Annotated in this window: 21 protein-coding genes; 19 read left to right on the forward strand and 2 right to left on the reverse strand. The window is 44.5% G+C overall.

What is annotated here, in order from left to right; translation table 11 throughout:
* Positions 1–53: 53 nt before the first annotated feature.
* The 6 genes from EIZ58_RS14140 (at position 54) to EIZ58_RS14165 (ending at position 3,263) form a co-directional block, all read left to right on the forward strand.
* Positions 54–851: an ABC transporter substrate-binding protein gene (locus EIZ58_RS14140; RefSeq protein ID WP_134701436.1), complete on the forward strand. Its 798-nt coding sequence runs from the start codon at positions 54–56 to the stop codon at positions 849–851.
* Positions 848–1,621 (forward strand): ABC transporter ATP-binding protein, encoded by a 774-nt coding sequence (locus EIZ58_RS14145; RefSeq protein WP_134701437.1) that lies wholly within the window; start codon positions 848–850, stop codon positions 1,619–1,621. Before EIZ58_RS14140 ends, EIZ58_RS14145 begins: the two co-directional genes overlap by 4 nt.
* Positions 1,622–1,707: 86 nt before the next feature.
* Positions 1,708–1,905, forward strand: coding sequence for a hypothetical protein (locus EIZ58_RS14150; RefSeq protein ID WP_134701438.1), 198 nt, complete (start codon positions 1,708–1,710; stop codon positions 1,903–1,905).
* Positions 1,906–1,972: 67 nt separating this feature from the next.
* Entirely contained in the window at positions 1,973–2,782 is an 810-nt protein-coding gene (gene mutM, locus EIZ58_RS14155) for a bifunctional DNA-formamidopyrimidine glycosylase/DNA-(apurinic or apyrimidinic site) lyase (protein ID WP_134701439.1), read from the forward strand.
* Between the two features lie 19 nt (positions 2,783–2,801).
* Positions 2,802–3,014, forward strand: a complete 213-nt coding sequence (locus tag EIZ58_RS14160; RefSeq protein WP_134701440.1) for a hypothetical protein — start codon at positions 2,802–2,804, stop codon at positions 3,012–3,014.
* Between the two features lie 18 nt (positions 3,015–3,032).
* Positions 3,033–3,263 carry a hypothetical protein gene (locus EIZ58_RS14165; RefSeq protein WP_134701441.1) on the forward strand — a complete coding sequence of 77 codons (231 nt, stop codon included), beginning with the start codon at positions 3,033–3,035 and terminating at the stop codon, positions 3,261–3,263.
* Between the two features lie 29 nt (positions 3,264–3,292).
* Here EIZ58_RS14165 and EIZ58_RS14170 read toward each other — a convergent pair whose 3' ends face one another.
* Entirely contained in the window at positions 3,293–3,868 is a 576-nt protein-coding gene (locus EIZ58_RS14170) for a guanylate kinase (protein ID WP_134701442.1), read from the reverse strand.
* A 283-nt stretch (positions 3,869–4,151) separates the two neighbouring features.
* Between EIZ58_RS14170 and EIZ58_RS14175 the strand changes: the two genes are divergently transcribed.
* From EIZ58_RS14175 to glnA, 11 genes are all read left to right on the forward strand, one after another.
* Positions 4,152–4,904: a DeoR/GlpR family DNA-binding transcription regulator gene (locus EIZ58_RS14175; protein WP_134701443.1), complete on the forward strand. Its 753-nt coding sequence runs from the start codon at positions 4,152–4,154 to the stop codon at positions 4,902–4,904.
* Positions 4,901–5,812: a 1-phosphofructokinase gene (gene pfkB, locus EIZ58_RS14180; protein ID WP_134701444.1), complete on the forward strand. Its 912-nt coding sequence runs from the start codon at positions 4,901–4,903 to the stop codon at positions 5,810–5,812. The genes EIZ58_RS14175 and pfkB overlap by 4 nt, the downstream gene beginning before the upstream one ends.
* Before the next feature lie 18 nt (positions 5,813–5,830).
* Positions 5,831–7,720, forward strand: a complete 1,890-nt coding sequence (locus tag EIZ58_RS14185; protein WP_134701445.1) for a PTS fructose transporter subunit IIABC — start codon at positions 5,831–5,833, stop codon at positions 7,718–7,720.
* 13 nt (positions 7,721–7,733) lie between these two features.
* The gene (locus EIZ58_RS14190) at positions 7,734–8,000 is read left to right on the forward strand and encodes a phosphocarrier protein HPr (protein WP_134701446.1); all 267 of its coding nucleotides are present in this window, start codon (positions 7,734–7,736) and stop codon (positions 7,998–8,000) included.
* A 1,050-nt stretch (positions 8,001–9,050) separates the two neighbouring features.
* Entirely contained in the window at positions 9,051–9,503 is a 453-nt protein-coding gene (locus tag EIZ58_RS14195; protein ID WP_167577699.1) for a PAS domain-containing protein, read from the forward strand.
* 133 nt (positions 9,504–9,636) lie between these two features.
* Positions 9,637–10,596 (forward strand): stage V sporulation protein K, encoded by a 960-nt coding sequence (gene spoVK, locus EIZ58_RS14200; RefSeq protein WP_134701448.1) that lies wholly within the window; start codon positions 9,637–9,639, stop codon positions 10,594–10,596.
* 99 nt (positions 10,597–10,695) lie between these two features.
* Positions 10,696–11,697, forward strand: coding sequence for an LCP family protein (locus EIZ58_RS14205; RefSeq protein WP_167577700.1), 1,002 nt, complete (start codon positions 10,696–10,698; stop codon positions 11,695–11,697).
* An 84-nt stretch (positions 11,698–11,781) separates the two neighbouring features.
* Positions 11,782–13,059 (forward strand): GTPase HflX, encoded by a 1,278-nt coding sequence (gene hflX, locus EIZ58_RS14210; RefSeq protein WP_134701450.1) that lies wholly within the window; start codon positions 11,782–11,784, stop codon positions 13,057–13,059.
* A gap of 48 nt (positions 13,060–13,107) precedes the next feature.
* Positions 13,108–14,379: a methionine gamma-lyase family protein gene (locus EIZ58_RS14215; RefSeq protein WP_134701451.1), complete on the forward strand. Its 1,272-nt coding sequence runs from the start codon at positions 13,108–13,110 to the stop codon at positions 14,377–14,379.
* 109 nt (positions 14,380–14,488) lie between these two features.
* A complete protein-coding gene (locus EIZ58_RS14220; protein ID WP_134701452.1) occupies positions 14,489–14,899 on the forward strand; it encodes a MerR family transcriptional regulator in 411 nt (136 codons plus the stop codon).
* Positions 14,900–14,954: 55 nt separating this feature from the next.
* The gene (glnA, locus tag EIZ58_RS14225) at positions 14,955–16,295 is read left to right on the forward strand and encodes a type I glutamate--ammonia ligase (protein ID WP_134701453.1); all 1,341 of its coding nucleotides are present in this window, start codon (positions 14,955–14,957) and stop codon (positions 16,293–16,295) included.
* A gap of 915 nt (positions 16,296–17,210) precedes the next feature.
* On the opposite strand, the gene lexA is transcribed toward glnA, so the two are convergent.
* Complete coding sequence (lexA, locus tag EIZ58_RS14230) at positions 17,211–17,831, reverse strand: transcriptional repressor LexA (protein WP_134701454.1); 621 nt, start codon at positions 17,829–17,831, stop codon at positions 17,211–17,213.
* A gap of 161 nt (positions 17,832–17,992) precedes the next feature.
* Here lexA and yneA point away from each other — a divergent pair, with 161 nt between their 5' ends.
* The gene (gene yneA, locus EIZ58_RS14235) at positions 17,993–18,286 is read left to right on the forward strand and encodes a cell division suppressor protein YneA (RefSeq protein ID WP_134701455.1); all 294 of its coding nucleotides are present in this window, start codon (positions 17,993–17,995) and stop codon (positions 18,284–18,286) included.
* Positions 18,287–18,346: 60 nt separating this feature from the next.
* Complete coding sequence (locus EIZ58_RS14240) at positions 18,347–18,580, forward strand: DUF896 domain-containing protein (protein ID WP_134701456.1); 234 nt, start codon at positions 18,347–18,349, stop codon at positions 18,578–18,580.
* Positions 18,581–18,594: the final 14 nt, after the last annotated feature.

Here is an 18,594-nt window from a genome sequence, read left to right on the forward strand (position 1 = left end):
TCTTTTTCTGTATGGAAACATATGTTAAGGTGGATAGGAGGTGAGTTCCTATTATGACAAATGTCTATGTCGACCATGTAGGCCGCGAACTTTTGATTCCGAGTGTTCCTCAGCGGATTATTTCTTTGTGTCCATCTATTACGGAAACCTTATATGCTCTCGGGTTAGGGTCATCCATGGTAGGTCGCACCCAGTTTTGTATTCATCCCGCAGAGCAGGTGGCTTCTTGCACCAAGGTAGGGGGAACGAAACAAGTGAAGCGTGAGATCATTGAGCAGTTGAAGCCCGATCTGATCATTGCTGAAAAAGAAGAAAACCCTAAAGATATGGTTGAGGACTTAGCCCGTGATTTTCCCGTTTACGTCGTGAATGTGGAAACCTATGAACAGGCCTTGCAGATGATTCGAGATTTAGGACAAGTGACAGGGAGATCGACGGACGGTGATCGCTTAGCCACTACCATTGATCAAGCCTTTCAGCAAATTCAAAAAGGTGCCGCTCGAGTTGGTTATTTGATTTGGCGCAAGCCTTACATGGCAGCAGGCCAATCTACGTATATTGATGCGATGTTGTCCTATTGTGGTTTTGAGAATGTCTTCAAAGAGTTGGACGGACGTTACCCGATTGTGGAATGGGAACAGATTCAAGAAAATGCACCTGAGGTCTTGCTTCTTTCATCTGAGCCTTTTCCATTTGAGGAAACTCATCAACGAGAGCTTGAAGAACGTTTACCGGGATTGAAAACGATGCTGGTTGACGGAGAGTTATTTAGCTGGTACGGTGTTCGTATGCTTTATGCAGTCGATTATTTTCAGAAGTTAATTAATCTATTACGGGTGAGGGAACCATGATTAAACTAGAGCATGTAGATTTTATTCGTGAGAATAGGCCGATTCTTCGTAACATATCGCTCGAGATGCAACCTGGTGAGCAGTGGATTATTTTAGGAAAAAACGGATCAGGCAAGACGACCCTGCTGGAATTAATTGCGGGATATCAGTTTCCGTCCAAAGGTCGAATAGAGGTCAATGGATACCGTTATACGGAATGCGATGTACGCGAAGCTCGAAAAAAAATTGGCTATATTAGCCAAACCCTTTTGGAGAAGTTGACCTTGCGTGATCCTGTTCTTGAAGTGGTGGCAACAGGCGCGTTTGGTTTCTTGCGATTCTATGAGCCGATACCACCAGCGGTGGAAGAGAAAGCAAAAGAAATGCTAGAGCTTGTTCGTCTTTCCCATTTGCAAAGTCAGCCATTGGCTAGTTTATCCCAGGGAGAGCGGAAGCGGATGATGCTGGCTCGCGCCTTGATGAGTGATCCGACTCTTCTTATTCTTGATGAGCCATGTGCCGGTTTGGACTTATGGGAACGCGAGCATCTCCTGTCCAATATTCAAGAGATGGGAGAACAACAGCGGATTCAGATGATCTATGTTACCCATCATATTGAAGAAGTAATGCCCCTCTTCACTCATGTTGCGCTAATAGACAACGGGGAACTAGTGGCTGTCGGCGCCAAAGAAGAGGTACTTACAGCGCAACGATTGAGCTCGGCCTTTCAGGTTCCGCTGGTAGTGGATTGGCACGAAGAGCGGCCCTGGATTAAGGTAGGCAAGGGTTAGATATTGTTTCCTGTGACACACGTCACATTCATCTATTGAAACGTTGGTTATAGTAGAGATAGAAGAAATGAGAGGGGTTGACGGAGATGAATGCTGTACTGATTTCAATTATCATCGTTTGCATCATAGCTTCATTAGTAGGGACTCTCTGGGTGGCAACGAAGCCTGGTGAAAAAAAATACGACGCGAAGAGTAAGGCCAATGTAAAAAGGCTTACCGTCATTTATGGCATAACGACCATTCTTTCCGTCTTGATCTTTGTCCTTTATTTGTACAGAACTTAATGAATGCATGAAAACGACCCCTCCGGGAGATACGAATAGAAGAACGTCTCTTAAGGAGGGTTGTTTTATGCCCGAATTACCGGAAATGGAGACCTATCGCACCCTCCTGACCGAGAAAATGGCAGGTAAGACGATTACCAAAGTGGAGATCAACAGAGAAAAATCGGTGAACACTACGGTGGACTTTTTTATTCACCATGTAACAGGTTCGCGAGTTGATTTTATTTCAAGGAGAGCCAAACACCTTCTTTTTCATTTAGATAATAACTATGTCTTGCTACTGCATCTTATGCTCGGGGGATGGATGTACTGGGGAACACCAGCCGATCGGCCTTCGAGGAACTTTCAGGTGATCTTGAGCTTCGGGGAGTATCAGCTTTATTTCATTGGGCTGCGTTTAGGCTACCTTCATTTGATTCCTTCGGCAGAAGTCGAGGAACGCTTCGCAGCACTCGGTCCAGAACCCTTGTCCCCAACCTTTACTGCGCAGGCATTAATGGAGAGATTCAAGGGTAAAAGAGGCAAGCTAAAAATGAAATTGGTGGATCAATCGTGGATCTCAGGGATAGGAAACTGCTATAGTGACGAAATCTGTTTTCATGCAGGATTGTTGCCTGATAAGGCTATCCAAAGCCTAACGAACACTCAAATGGAGCAGTTGTCTCGATCAATACCAACTGTACTTCAGGAGGCGATACGCTGGGGGGGCTATATGGAATATCCCCTGTTCAAGGAGGATCGTCTCACCGGTGGATATAACGACCAGTGCAAAGTCTATGATCGAGAGGGAGAACCTTGTTTTCGTTGTAGCCAGTTCATACAAAAAGAAGAAATTTCCTCCCGGAAAACGTTTTTTTGTACACATTGTCAGGAATAGTGGGAAAGGAAGGGATAGGATGGAGAACCGTGAGCCATGCTTGGAATGCGGCGGGCCTGTAGATGAATTAGTCTACGCCGTGTACTGGGGCAAAGATGATCCTAAAAAGGGGATCCAACAAGATGATATAGCTGGATTCTTGTGTGATCGTTGCCGAGAAAAGAAAAAAGTAAAAAGCATGAAGAATCGAAACGAACTTCATAAATTAGCGGCTCTGAAAAACTTGCTATAGATGCTGGGGGAGAGTCATGTGGGGAAAGCGGTTTTTATCAAGTATTTACTGATCTCCTTCGTCTTGATTGAGATGCTGGAATGGTCACTTCTGTTCTGGGGAGCACCATCCTATCTGGAGCAGTCTCAGCACCGCGGATATGTCATCCTATTCACAGTCTGGTCAGGGATTATCGGGGCACCTATTATGGCCTTGTTGTTGTTCGGGATGAAAAAACGAAAAACAGAAAAAGAAAAACCGAAGATGTGAATCGTTCATCTTCGGTCTTTTCTTTTTCTTTAATACTTGCTATCAGGATGGTACGTGAGATCCAGGAATTGTTCAATCCGATTGGTCAGCTCCTGGGCCGTGCTGGCTAAATCATAATTGGGGATGACAATGTCACACTTCGACTGGTATTCCATGATCTGTTCGTAGTGGCTGAGGTGGCGTTGAATTGTGGCTTCGTCATCTCCGCGCTCTTGCTGGCGTGCAATGACCGTGTCTCTATCTGCATAAACGAAGATAGTCAGATGCTTAGAGAAAATGTTCTTAAAGATCTCACAGCCCTCGGGGCTTAGAATGGCAAAAAAACTGCCCGCTTCATTAAGCAGCCGCTCGCAGTCGGATCGCTTAATCCCATAACGGTAACCATCTGCTTGTACGACCTCAATGAATTCCAGGTTATTCTCGAGCTGAATAAATTCCTCCGGGGAAACAAAATAATATTCCTTCCCATGGGTTTCCTTCCCGCGCTTGGGGCGTGTCGTATAAGAGACGACTCTAGGGATTTGAAAGGTAATACCCATGGCCTCAGCCAATGTAAAACGTCCGGATCCGTCGGGGCCAACAAATAATAACGCTCTTCCATCCATATTTCATCGCCTCCTAGAATAAAGATATGAACTCCAAACGAAAGTTCAGAGTTGTATGAATAATATATTACATTGCGCCATTGGCTAAGTCAATACAAATGAGGAAAAATAGGGGAAAAGTAACAGCTTTCAATGACAGAAATTGAACAAAAAATGACTTGTTTTGAATGAATGTGGTTGAATATAGAAAATAATGATTGATATTTATTGTTTTTTTAGATATTATGAGATCAATCAATCACAAACAGTCATTGATTGTTTAGGAAGGAGCGTAAAAGAGAACGTGTTAACTCCTGAACGTCATCAAATGATTATCCATCTTTTGAAGACCAAAGATGTCGTTAGACTACAAGAGCTAGTGGACTTGACTGGTGCTTCAGAATCTACCATTCGGCGAGACCTAAGTGAATTGGAAGAAAAGAAAATCTTAAAGCGAGTTCATGGAGGCGCTTCCATCCTTCATCGGAAACTAGAGGAACCTAGCATTCAAGAAAAAGTCATTCGCCATGAACAGGAAAAGGTAGCCATTGCCCGATTTGCTGCAGGATTGGTTCAAGAAGGCGATACGATCTATCTCGATGCAGGAACCACGACCTATCAGATGGTACCGTACTTGCATGAAAGCATCGCTGTGGTGACCAATTCCATTCAAATTGGCGTAGAGCTTCTCAAACGTAACATTCGCACGTTTTTGCTAGGAGGAGAGCTTAAGCCCGGAACGTTGGCATTAGTAGGGCCCGAGGCGATCCGTGGTATTGGTCAATACCGATTTGATAAATGCTTTCTCGGGATGAACTCAGTGCACGATAAGTACGGCCTAACCACTCCTGATCCGGATGAAGCTTATATCAAGCAGTTAGCCCTTCACTATTCCGATGAGAAGTTTGTCGTGTGCGATTCCAATAAATTTTCCCAAGTTTCATTCGCCAAGGTAGCCGACTTAGATCAAGTCACAATCATCACAAATGATGGATTAGATGAGGATGAACGGACAAAATATGGGAAACTAACTCAACTACAAGTGGTGAAATCATGATTTATACTTTAACGCTTAATCCCTCTATTGATTATCATATTCGCCTTCACTCGTTTTCTGAAGGCGTGATTAATCCCGTAACCGAGGAATGGAAAGATGCCGGAGGAAAAGGAATTAATGTCTCCAAGGTGCTAAACGTGCTTGGGATGGATAGCATGGCTTTAGGTTTTATCGGAGGATTTACTGGTGCCTTTATTCAACAACAAGTGGAGACTCTAGGTATTTCACACCAATTTATTGCTGTTTCAGGGGATTCGAGAATTAATGTGAAAATGAAAGCAGCAACGGAAACGGAATTTACAGGAATCTCTCCTATCATATCTTCCGAAGCTATGGACCAGCTTATGGACCAGATCAGAACGTTAGATCATGCTGATTTTCTAGTTTTAGCAGGAAGCGTCCCTGCCAGCCTGCCGCCAGACATCTATCAAATGATAATGCATGAGGTCAAAGGCAAAGGGGTACGCGTGTTTCTAGATGCCAAAGGAAAAGCGCTTGAGCAAAGTTTGGCCAGCCGACCCTTCTTAATAAAACCCAACCACCATGAGTTAGGGGAGTTATTTGCAACGACAATAGAGACACCCGAACAAGCGGTTCACTATGGGCGAGAGGCGGTCAATCGGGGAGCTCAGAACGTGATTGTCTCCCTGGCCGGTAAAGGGGCGGTATTTATTAATCAAGAAGTAGCCTATGTTGCCGAGATCCCTCCTACTCGCCCCGTGAATTCCATCGGCGCAGGAGATTCCATGGTAGCTGGTTTTCTCTATGCTTATGTAAAAGATTTCGAGATCAAAGAAGCGTTCCGCTATGCGGTAGCCGCCGGCAGTACAACGGCTCTTTCCCAGGGTTTTTGTACACCGGAAAAAATACATGCCTTTATACCATCCATTACCATTAATCTTATTTGATAAGAGGGGTGTTACGTCATGAAGATTACCGATTTGCTCAAGGAAGAGACTATGGTCTTGTCTCTTACCGCCAAAACCAAGCAAGAGGTTTTGGATGAACTTATCAATCAGTTGGATCGAGCGGGACGATTGACGGATAAGGTCAAGATGAAAGAAGCTATTATGGCCAGAGAATCCCATGCCTCTACGGGGATTGGAGAAGGGATTGCGATCCCCCATGCTAAAACCGCTGCGGTGAAAACACCGAGTATCGCCTATGGCTTTTCTAAAGACGGAATCGATTTTGATTCGCTGGATGGTCAAAAAGCCCATTTGTTTTTTATGATTGCCGCAACAGAAGATGCTAACCAAGCTCACTTGCAAACCTTGGCTCGACTGTCGCAGCTTCTCATGGACGAAGATCTTCGCGATCAATTGCGGGCGGCAATGAGCAAAAGAGAGATTCTAGAAGCCATTGCTTCAAAAGAAAGAGAATTGGATCAAGATGAAACCCAAGAGGAAGAGGCAACTCCAACGAAGGAATCCAAGGTCCTAGCCGTGACCGCGTGTCCGACAGGAATTGCTCACACATATATGGCTGCTGATGCCTTGAAAAAGAAAGCAGCCCAAATGGGCGTTGCCATTAAAGTGGAGACCAATGGTTCCGAAGGAGTAAAGAATCGTCTTACCGATGAGGATATCGCCGACGCCACAGCCATTATTGTAGCGGCGGACAAGCAAGTAGAGATGGACCGGTTCAAAGGAAAAGTGGTGATTGAAGTTCCTGTAGCCCACGCGATCCGCAACACGGAAGAGTTGATCACCAAAGCGGTGAAGCAAGATGGAGGCGTGTATGAAGGCGGTGCAGGCTATACGAATAAGGTAGTTGAAGCTAAAGCAGAACAAAAAGGAAAGCAGAACGCCTTCTATCGCCACCTGATGAATGGGGTATCGAATATGCTCCCGTTTGTTGTAGGTGGAGGGATAATTATCGCCCTGAGCTTCATGTTCGGTATTAAAGCATTCGATCCAGAAGACCCTTCTTTCCATCCTTTTGCGAAAGTCTTGATGGATATTGGCGGCGGTACAGCCTTTGGACTAATGGTTCCCATTCTAGCTGGCTTTATTGCCATGAGTATCGCTGACCGTCCAGGCCTAGCCCCAGGTATGGTAGGAGGAATGCTCGCCTCGACAACAGGTGCAGGATTCTTAGGAGGGATTATTGCCGGTTTTCTTGCCGGGTATATCGTGGTCGCGTTAAGGAAGGCTCTAGCTGGAATGCCAGCAACACTTGAAGGCCTAAAACCTATGCTACTCTATCCGCTATTAGGCATTCTGCTCACCGGCCTCGCGATGATCTACATCATTTCCGAACCCGTGGCTGCTATGAACGCAGGCCTTAGCAATTGGCTGCAAGGCATGGGAACGGCCAATGCCGTCATCTTGGGTGTTGTATTAGGAGCGATGATGGCCTTTGATATGGGCGGTCCATTGAATAAAGCAGCGTTCACCTTTGGTATTGCGATGATTGCAGATGGGAATTATATGCCTCATGCGGCCATTATGGCTGCGGGGATGACGCCTCCATTAGGATTGGCCTTAGCAACCACATTGTTTAAGAACAAGTTTACTTCTGAAGAACGTCAAGCTGGAAAAACGGCCTATGTGCTTGGGGCTTCCTTTATTACAGAAGGAGCGATTCCTTTCGCAGCGGCGGATCCTACCCGTGTCATTCCTTCCATCGTGGTTGGATCTGCTGTGGCAGGTGCCTTATCCATGCTATTCGGAGCCACCCTGCCTGCCCCTCACGGTGGATTGTTTGTTCTACCCGTAGTGGGGAATGTAGGAATGTACCTCGTAGCCATTGTCGCGGGTACTGTGGTGACCGCTTTAATGCTTAACATCTTAAAAAGAAAGATAGTTGAATAGGAGGATTATTTACATGACAGAAAAAACCTTTACCATTACAAGCGAAGCAGGAATTCATGCAAGACCAGCAACCGCTCTTGTCCAAACAGCCACTAAGTTCACTTCCGACATTAAGCTGGAATACAAAAACAAGAGTATTAACCTGAAATCCATCATGGCTGTTATGTCCCTAGGCGTGCAGCAAGGCGGAGAAGTCAAGATCTCTGCAGAGGGTGTCGATGCTGAGGAAGCACTAGCTGCTCTTACGGAAACCATCAAAAACGAAGCATTAGGTGAATAGGAATAGTCAAAGGGCATCCCAAGTGGGTGCCCTTTTTCAATAAGTCCCTCATTTCAAGACGAAAAGGAGGAGCTTATCGCCATACAAACACCCAATTGAGCCGGGGAGCCGACCTTGAAACTTATTTTGGGCAGATGCTCACAAAAAATCTGATATGCTCACGTACCTGGTACCATTCCAAATTACTCATGCCATTTGATCACGAAACCGAGCGTTTTGCACCAAACCGATAATGATTCCAAGACCTCGCGAAGGTTTTTCGAGGTTTGGAGTAAATTTGGACTACTTTTTCTAAGAGCATCTAAACTTCGGGTTAGAGTCTCTGATTTTTAAGCTGCTTTTTTAAGTAATTTGGCTATTTTTTATGATCCTTGTCCGTTCTCGAACCCCTTAACTGGCGTCCGGATCCGTTTGGTCACGAAAATTTGGTTTTGCTCACAGAAGGGTGACCGATGCTCACAAAAGGATGCCGTTTGCTCACATACCTGGTACAATTCCAAATAACCAGCATACTTTGATCACAAAACCGAGCGTTTTGCTCCCTAATCGATAATAATTACAATTAACTGGAGGACCTCTTTATGTTTTTTTGAGGTTGGGAGTGGATTTCGGTCTACTTTTTCTAAGAGCAATCTAACTTTGGTATAGAGTTTTCAATTTCAAGCTTCTTTTTTAGTAGTTCTACTTTTATTATCATCCCATGCCCACCACCAGATTATGAACACGAAATTTCTGATTTGCTCACGTACCTGGTGCGATTCCAAATAACTTAGGGTACGACATTTTATCTCGAAACCCCAGGCCAGGTGGGCATGCCCTCCAGGGCACCGTCTCCAATTAAAATTTCCTTCTTTAGCTTTTCTCTTAAGGGGATTTTCATATAAACTGAGAATGACTCCAGGTAACTGGATGTTCAAAGGAATTCATCCTTTGTCATTTTTGGAGATATTTTGAACACTGTATTCCATAATTACCAGATATTATATAATAGAGATGAGGAAGGATATCCAACAAATGCCCTTCCTTATTAAGAGGAAGGGAGTGGGCTTTATGGTTTGGTCTTATCTCGAAGAAGTTGCCGACTTATGTCGTCCCCACGGCCTTACGATTTCTGGTCCAGATCAACTGAAGAAATGGTTAGAGGAAACCGAAGAGCATGTAGGAGTGGTAGTCACCGATAAGGATTCTAATATCGTTATGGTAAACAACGTGTTCGTGAAGGCAACAGGGTATACACCTGCGGAAGTGATCGGGAAAAACCCTCGCATGCTGCAATCTGGAGAGCATGATCATGAGTACTATAGGAACATGTGGAATAGCTTACTTGATAAAGGACACTGGGGTGGCTTGATTTGGGACCGACGCAAGGATGGAGGGATCTATCCCGAATGGTTGAGCATTTCCGTCCTTGAAAATGAAGTAGGGGAACCGTTGTACTATATCGCCTCTTTTATGGTCTGTGAGAAAAAAGCTTTATATAACAATGGAAAAGAAAGTACCTGAACTAAAATATGCCGTACCCCCTATTCCTAAGGCTTGATTGTGATGAGGAGCAATTAAGCCTTTTCTGTTGCCTTTCACCTCTTTGGGCTCTTTCGCATATGATGCAGGTACGAAGGGAAAAGAGGTGACAGACGTGACACGGCGTGTATTACCAAATGAAGCGCCCCATCGAATCAATGTGGTCATTAATCACGAATCCAAGAAAGTGAAAAATTTATCGGATTCCTTTTCTAAGATCCATCAAGGTGAATATGGCACGGCACCACATGATCGCTTTGTTCAGGTTACAAAGGAACTAGATCGTCTTGTTGGAATGAAAGAGGTCAAAGACCTCATCTATGAAATCTATGCTTTGTTATTTATCAACCAATGCCGAAAAAAACAGGGCTTGAAGGCAGACGGTCAAGTCCTGCATATGATTTTTAAAGGGAATCCCGGAACAGGGAAAACCACCGTCGCTCGCATCATTGGCAAGTTGTTTAAAGAAATGGGTGTACTCTCGAAGGGGCATCTCGTAGAAGTAGAAAGAGCAGACTTAGTAGGGGAATACATTGGACATACAGCTCAGAAAACAAGGGATCATATCAAAAAGGCAATGGGCGGGATCCTCTTTATCGATGAAGCGTATTCATTAGCTCGCGGAGGAGATAAAGACTTCGGGAGAGAAGCCATAGACTGTTTAGTCAAAGGTCTGGAGGATTATCGCAATGATTTCATTTTGATCCTTGCTGGTTATTCAGGAGAAATGGATGAATTCTTAGCCTCAAACCCTGGTTTGCCTTCTCGATTTCCCGTGCAGGTACATTTTCCCGATTATAACCTCGAGGAACTCATGGGAATAGCGGAGATCATGTTAGAAGAACGGGAGTATCAACTATCATCTTATGCTAGACAAAAACTGCGAAGACACTTAACTACACAAATGTCGAATCCACAAAGGACCTTTAGCAACGCGAGGCATGTTCGAAATATCATTGAAAAGTCGATCCGCTATCAAGCCGTCCGGTTAATTCAAAAAGAAAACCCCAGCAAAGAGGAATTAATCACATTGGGTGCAGATGATCTAAACTGTGAATCATCCGCCCTATGGTAATTACACCGAGGAATTTCGACGTGATCCGAGATTCCTCTTCTGTTATTTTGTCGAATGTGATATGGTTAATTTATGAAAATCATCAATCCCTCCCAACCAATGAAACGAAGAAGACGGCAAAAACAGAGAAAACATAGAGCAGGGAGAGTACTCCTGCTGCTTCTCGTTCTTGTCCTTGCTACGGGAACCGGGATGACAGGCTATGCAGCTTGGCGGGTGGACCAAGCGATGGATCAATTTGCACAAAAGGATAGCCTTCCTGAGCTTGCCAACCAACCGATTACGGTTCTCATCATGGGCCGGGACCATCGTCCGGAAACAGGAACGAATCTGACCGATGTGATGATTGTGGCCGGGATCAATCCGCAGTCGGGTCAGGTCTCGATGGTCTCTATACCGAGAGATACAAAAGTAAAGCTTCCGATAATGAATAAGCGAGTTAAGGCGAATGAAGCCTATAACTACGGTGAGCATCTGAGGCTGCAGGCGGAGCGAAATCAGCAAACACCGGAAACAGACGGTCCAACCCTAGCGAAAGAAATGGCTGCTTCCCTATTCGAGATTCCCATTGACCACTTCGTCCTTGTCGATTTTACGAGCTTCACTTCCATCGTAGATGAGGTAGGCGGAATTACCGTCGACGTGGAAAAAGATATGCTCTATCATGACCCAACGGATGATACGAACATTAATCTAAAGGCAGGCGTTCAGCACTTAAATGGGAAGGAAGCGCTCGATTGGGTTCGTCATCGCCAGGATGATCGGGGACATGCCTTTTATTCCAGTGATTTTGATCGAAACAAAAGACAGCAAGAAGCGATTAAAGCCATTGCTCAGGAGTTAACGACGTGGAAAGGGCTTATGCGTATTTTTAACGTTATGGACACCATGGCCCAACATGTCGAAACCGATTTATCCAAGGAGCAGTTGAAAGAATTGATTTGGGCCTTTAAGACCTTTGACACTCAAAATCTAAAAAGCATTGAAACGCCCAATGTATACTGGGATAGCAGACGATTACAAACGGTCATTCCTGAAGAGGACCTGACTGTTGCTCATCGGGAGCTAGAGAAAATCAGATTAAGAGGGAAGACTAGCTAATGCTATCTTCTCTTTTTTTCTGACGTTGAACCCACTTCGAAAGAACATTATAATGAATAAACAATGCTGGAGTGGAGGTACCATATGGAAAATCAAGCACGTGAACGGGCTATTCTGGTAGGCATACAGTTGCAGAATATGACCGACGATTACTTTTATTCCTCATTAAAAGAACTGGAGAATCTGGCAGATACCGCAGGAGCTGATGTTGTTGCCCAGCTAACCCAAAAGCGGACGCGACCAGATAATGTCACTTACGTGGGCAAAGGAAAGGTTGAGGAGCTGCGCGCGGCCATTGACGAGCTGGAAGCCGACTTGCTCATTTTTGATGGTGAGCTGTCCCCGATTCAGCTTCGCAATCTGGAGAATGTGTTAGACATTAAGATTATCGACCGTACGACCCTGATTATTGATATCTTTGCTATGCGGGCCAAGAGTCGAGAGGGAATTCTCCAAGTCGAACTAGCTCGTTTGTCTTACAAGCTCCCGCGTTTGACGGGAAGAGGGCAAGAGCTAAGCCGCCAAGGGGGTGGGATTGGATCGAGAGGGGCCGGTGAACAAAAGCTGGAGCTGGACCGAAGACATATCCGCCGAAGAATTGATGAAATTTCTCGCCATCTTGAAGAAGTCAAGCGAACTCGTGAATTGCACCGCGCTCAACGAAAGAAAGCCGGTATTCCCGTTGTCTCTCTTGTCGGTTACACGAATGCAGGAAAGTCTACCCTCTTTAACGCGATGTACGCTTATATGAATCCTGCCGAAGAAGAGCAAGTAGAAGCCGAAAACAAGCTGTTTAAAACGCTTGATATCACGACCCGGAAGATGGAGCTTGATAACGGCTGGGAATGGCTCTTATCGGATACCGTAGGCTTTATTCAAAACCTTCCCCATAAACTGGTGAAAGCTTTTCATAGCACCTTAGAAGAGGCCATTCAATCTGATTTGCTTCTTCATGTTATTGATAGCTCTAGTTCTGAACGGGAGGAACAGATTACAACCGTAGAAGATGTCTTAAAAGAGCTTGGAGCAATCGACCGCCCTGTAATCAAAGTTTACAATAAGGCCGATCTATTAGAAACAAAGCCTTACTTGCGCGAGGGAGATGTTCTCGTGTCCTCTGTTACCGGTGAAGGAATGAAGGAACTCTTACATCAAATTGAACAAAAACTGTTCTCAAACGTAAAAGTTCATCGACTGCTCCTACCATATGATCAATCGATGATCATGTCGAAGCTGCACCGGGTAGGCGAAGTAACCCAAAAAGACGAGGAAGAAGAAGGCTGGAGACTTGCGGTAAGGTTATCGGATGAGAATTACGGAAGGTTATTTTCAGAGCTAGAACCTTACTTTGAACAAGAATAACGCAAGTGAACGAAAGATATATTATGTTAACTAAGGAGTCTGTTAGGTATGTATACGTTGTTAAAGTACGGCGAGAAGTTTCAACCTCTCGTTGAAGAGGTTGAAGCACAGATCGAAGCCCGCGTACGTGATATTAATAAGATGGCAGATTTCAATCAGTTTAAGGTTCTGCGGGCTTTCCAAGAAGAAGAAGTAAGCGATTATCACTTTGCTCCTTCAACCGGCTATGGGTACGATGATGTCGGGCGAAGTACCTTAGAGCGAATTTATGCCAAAGTATTTGGCGGAGAAGCCGCCTTGGTACGGCCTCAAATCATCTCAGGAACCCATGCGATTGCTATTTGCTTATTCGGTCTTCTGCGACCTGGAGATGAATTGATGTACATAACCGGAACACCGTATGATACGCTCGAGGAAGTGGTTGGTGTTCGGGGGAATGGACAAGGCTCCCTGAAAGATTATGGGATCGATTATCAGGCGATTCCGCTAACACCGGAAGGAACGGTTGATTATGAAAGGGTCTCGCAATCGATATCCGAGAAAACGAAGGTCATTGGTATTCAGCGCTCTCGAGGTTACGCTGACCGTCCCTCGTTTCCCGTGGAGCAGATCCGAGAGATGGTCCGCTTCGTGAAAGAACAGAAGCCAGATGTCATGGTCTTTGTCGATAATTGCTACGGAGAGTTTACCGAAGCTTTAGAGCCTACTCAAGTAGGAGTGGATATCATGGCAGGCTCTTTGATTAAAAATCCGGGAGGTGGGCTAGCTAAAACCGGCGGGTATATAGTGGGAAAACAAGACTTGGTCACTTTAGCTTCTTATCGCATGGCTGCACCAGGGATCGGTGCAGAAGGCGGGGCTTCCCTTTATTCCTTGCACGAAATGTATCAAGGCTTTTTCTTAGCCCCCCATGTCGTCGGCGAAGCCTTAAAAGGGGCTACCTTTACCGCCGGCATGTTAGAACGATTAGGGTTTCGAACGAATCCAAAATGGCATGAGGAAAGAACCGACCTTATTCAATCTGTAGAATTCGGCAGCGCTGAGAGACTTATTGCATTTTGCCAAGGGATTCAAAAAGCATCCCCCGTGGATTCACACGTTCGCCCAGAACCCAGCGATATGCCTGGCTATGCAGATAAGGTGATTATGGCCGCCGGTGCCTTCATTCAGGGTGCGAGCATTGAGCTTTCTGCTGACGGTCCCCTTCGAGAGCCTTATCTTGGCTTTGTCCAAGGAGGATTAACCTATTCGCATGTTAAGGTTGGCATACTCACTGCCCTTGATAGTTTAGTGGATAAAGGATTATTACACCTGGGCTAGCAAAATAAGTTGTTTTTGTGTCAGTTATTGTTACAATCATTGACACAATTATGGAACATGTATAAAATGTATATATAAACAAAATTTGCTTCGGTAAAGGGTGGTTCGGATGGGTGATGAGATTCGCCGCAATATGGCCCTATTTCCCATTGGGATAGTGATGAAGCTTACAGATCTAACGGCTAGACAGATTCGTTACTACGAAACGAATGATTTAATCCAACCGATCAGAACGGAAGGAAATCAGCGCTTGTTTTCCTTTAATGATGTCGATCGCCTCTTAACGATCAAGGCTTACATTGAGAAGGGGCTGAATATTGCCGGCATCAAGCAAGTCTTGAATTTGGATCAGAAGGAAGCAGCAAAGGAAGAGAACGTCATTACGGAAAAAACAGAACAGAAGCGCAAGGAAATGTCGGATACCGAGTTGAGACAGTTGCTTAAGCAGCAGCTGATGATGAATCGACCTGGTGGAGCAACACCGATGAACCGAGGAGAACTATCTAGATTTTTCCATTAATGGAAAATCGTATAGATGTAAACACTATGTGGAGAGAACTTGAGGAGGTCTATCAATGAGTACGCGTTATACCAAAGAAGACATTATGCGTTTAGCTAACGAGTCCAATGTAAAGTACATTCGTCTAGGATTTACTGACTTAATGGGAATGATTAAGAATGTAGAGATTCCTGTAAGCCAATTGGAGAAAGCGCTTGATAATAAAATGATGTTTGATGGTTCTTCAATTGAAGGATTCGTACGTATTGAAGAATCCGATATGTATCTATATCCGGACCTTGATACTTGGACTATTTTCCCTTGGGGAAGCGATTTCGGCACGGTTGCCATGCTCATTTGTGACGTTTATCTTGCAGATGGTGTGACTCCATTCCCTGGAGATCCTCGCGGAATTTTGAAGCGTCAGCTTAAGAGAGCCGAAGCACTTGGCTTTACTGCGATGAACGTCGGCCCAGAACCTGAGTTCTTCCTTTTCCGTTTAGATGAAAAAGGCGATCCTACCCTTGATTTGAATGATAATGGCGGTTACTTTGATTTTGCTCCACTTGATCTTGGCGAGAACTGCCGTCGTGATATCGTATTAACCCTAGAGAAGATGGGGTTTGAAATTGAAGCTTCTCACCACGAGGTTGCACCGGGGCAGCATGAGATTGACTTTAAATATGCGAATGCGATTAAAGCAGCAGACCAAATTCAGATTTTTAAGCTGGTTGTTAAGACCGTTGCGCGCCAGCACGGATTGCATGCCACCTTCATGCCTAAGCCACTTTTCGGTATTAATGGTTCTGGTATGCACTGCCATCAATCTTTGTTTAAGGGCAAAGAGAATTCCTTCTATGATGAGAGCGATGAGTTAGGCTTGAGCGAAACGGCTAAGCACTATCTTGCTGGCATCTTGAAGCATTCTCGTGGATTCTCTGCGATTACTAACCCGTTAATTAACTCATACAAGCGCTTGGTGCCTGGCTATGAGGCTCCATGCTACGTAGCATGGTCTGCGAAGAATCGTAGCCCGCTTGTACGTATCCCGTCTTCTCGTGGATTGAGTACACGTATTGAAGTTCGTAATCCAGACCCTGCGGCTAACCCTTACTTAGCTTTAGCTGTAATGCTTGCTGCAGGTCTTGATGGTATCGAAAATCAATTACCTTGCCCAGCAGGAACCGATCGTAACATTTACGTTATGAATGAAGCTGAAAGGGAAGAAGCCGGTATTGAAACTCTTCCAGCAAGCTTAAAAGAAGCTATCGAGTGCTTGAAGAATGACCCTGTCATGATCGAAGCATTAGGTGAGCATGCTATCCTTCACTTCATTGAAGCGAAGGAAATTGAGTGGGATATGTTCCGTACTCAGATCCATGCTTGGGAAAGAGATCAGTATATCATTAACTATTAATCACAGAAACCCTTGACACTCTCTGAGCGTTGAGGGTTTTTTCTTTGGTATGCAGTGACTGTATCGAGGACATATCAGATGGACAGCCATCATATTGCTGGAACATAGAGGAAGCTTTACGATTGATCTTACTGAATGCAAGTGAGGGAGATAAGTTGAACCAGCGATGGGTTCAGGGGGAGGATATTCCTACGTTAGGTAGAAAAAACAAAAACGCTAACCACAAGGTCAACGTTTAAAAGGTATTACGTTAGGGCCGAATGTTTCAGGTTCATTGAAATCTAACTCTGCAGAATATAGACGTAAAAAGTTGACTGTATCTTTTAACAGATCTTTCATCGATGAATCGACATCAGGATTATATAGGATGTCTTCAATCTCTCGTGCAGCAGAGAGTAATTTGCTTGAAGTATTCACTAACATCACCTCTATTAATACAGGATATGCAGAGAAAGCTCTAAGAATACAGGAATAAGATAAATATCAGCTTAGGGAAGTATAGTTCTATCACATCCGTGGAGGGGCGTTATACCCTGCAGTGTATTTTGAACCTTCTTAGTCGTGAATTGCCTGTAAATAGTCCTAAATGCTGCTAAAGCATGATAAGATGCCGGTAAAATACAAAATTCGCCGGTATTAGACTCACGAAGGTACAGGAAAGGATCCGTTAGGCTAAAATTTCATGTATATACCCCCAACCCTTAAGCTCACCATAGCGATTTTGAAGCCAGCTTGCCGGTATTCTATCAAACTCGCCGGTAGGACAGTCCTAGTTGCCGGTGAAACGTCTAAGGTTGCCGGTACCCCCTTCAATTTCGCCAGTAAGGCTGATGCAGCGGACCCCAGTAGAGGCGCTCCCTTACAAATAAAGGGCTTCATCCAACCGAAATAGTTGGTGAAGCCCTTACGTACATGCTAGTGAAGATTCCTGAATACGCCAACGACTTTTCCTAGGATGGTAACTGAAGGCAAAAGGATGGGCTCTAAATCAGGATTTTCCGGTTGTAGGCGGATGTGGTTCTTTTCCTTATAGAACGTCTTGACTGTAGCTTCTTCATCCTCTGTCATGGCTACTACAATATCTCCATTATTAGCAACAGACTGTTGTCGCACAATAACATAGTCTCCATCTAAAATTCCTGCCTCAATCATACTGTTCCCCTGTACCCTTAACATGTAGATCGTGTCAGGTCCGACCATACGTTCTGGTAGCACAAAATATTCTTCTACATTTTCCACTGCTAGAATCGGTTCTCCAGCCGTAACTTTCCCGACGACGGGGATTCTTACCGTTGGAATGGTTGCATCTTCTTCGACAAAATCCAGCTCATCTAAAATTTCAATGGCCCTTGGCTTCGTAGGGTCTCTTCGTATTAACCCTTTTTTCTCTAAACGTGCTAAATGTCCGTGAACAGTTGAGCTTGAGGCCAGTCCAACGGCTTCTCCAATTTCCCGAACGGAAGGTGGGTACCCCTTATCCTTAACTTCCTTCTTAATGAAGTCAAGGATGGCATGCTGACGTGAAGATAGTTTCATCCTGTTTCCCCCTAGCTTTTACCATAACCTTCTTTTTTCCTATTATATCAAGGTTCGCACAAATATACAAACATAAGTTCTGTAAAACCATTGACAAGAACACTCGTTCTGTTTATGATATGAGTAAGATCATTTGTTCGTATTAAAGGAGATGACTATAGATGAGAGCATTGGTATTCGGATTTACATTGATGGTTTTATTGGGGACAAGCTTATTTCAGCTCATTGGGAGCATCACCTGGATGAAGCCTGCTTATGCTAGCAACGACCTACCCTATCAAACCGTTATCGTTCAATCGGGGGACTCCTTATGGAAGCTAGCAGACCGATATAATGAAGAACATCAATTAACAGTACATGAGATGGTTGGAATCCTAGCTAGTGAGAATCGCATTTCCAATGGAATGATCTATCCCGGTCAGGTCATTCACATTCCACACCCTGTTCAGAAATAGACTCTAAGGGGACAATATGTTAGAATGGAAAAACACCTTTTAGAGAGGAGATGAATCTGTATGGTTACTCCTGAGAAGATTATGAGGATCAATGAATTGGCACGGAAAGCCAAGTCAGACGGGTTAAACGCGCAGGAGAAAAAGGAACAAGATGCTTTAAGACAAGAATATATTCAAGCCGTTAGGATGTCTCTTAAAGCCAACATAGATTCCCTTAAGATTGTAGATGAAGAGGGGAATGTTCTAAAAGACTACGGCGAAAATAAGTTAAAGCTTAAGAAGGATATTCACTAAGACCATCACTGTAT

Origin of the sequence: Ammoniphilus sp. YIM 78166, from assembly GCF_004522215.1 — a bacterium.
Taxonomy (GTDB): domain Bacteria; phylum Bacillota; class Bacilli; order Aneurinibacillales; family RAOX-1; genus YIM-78166.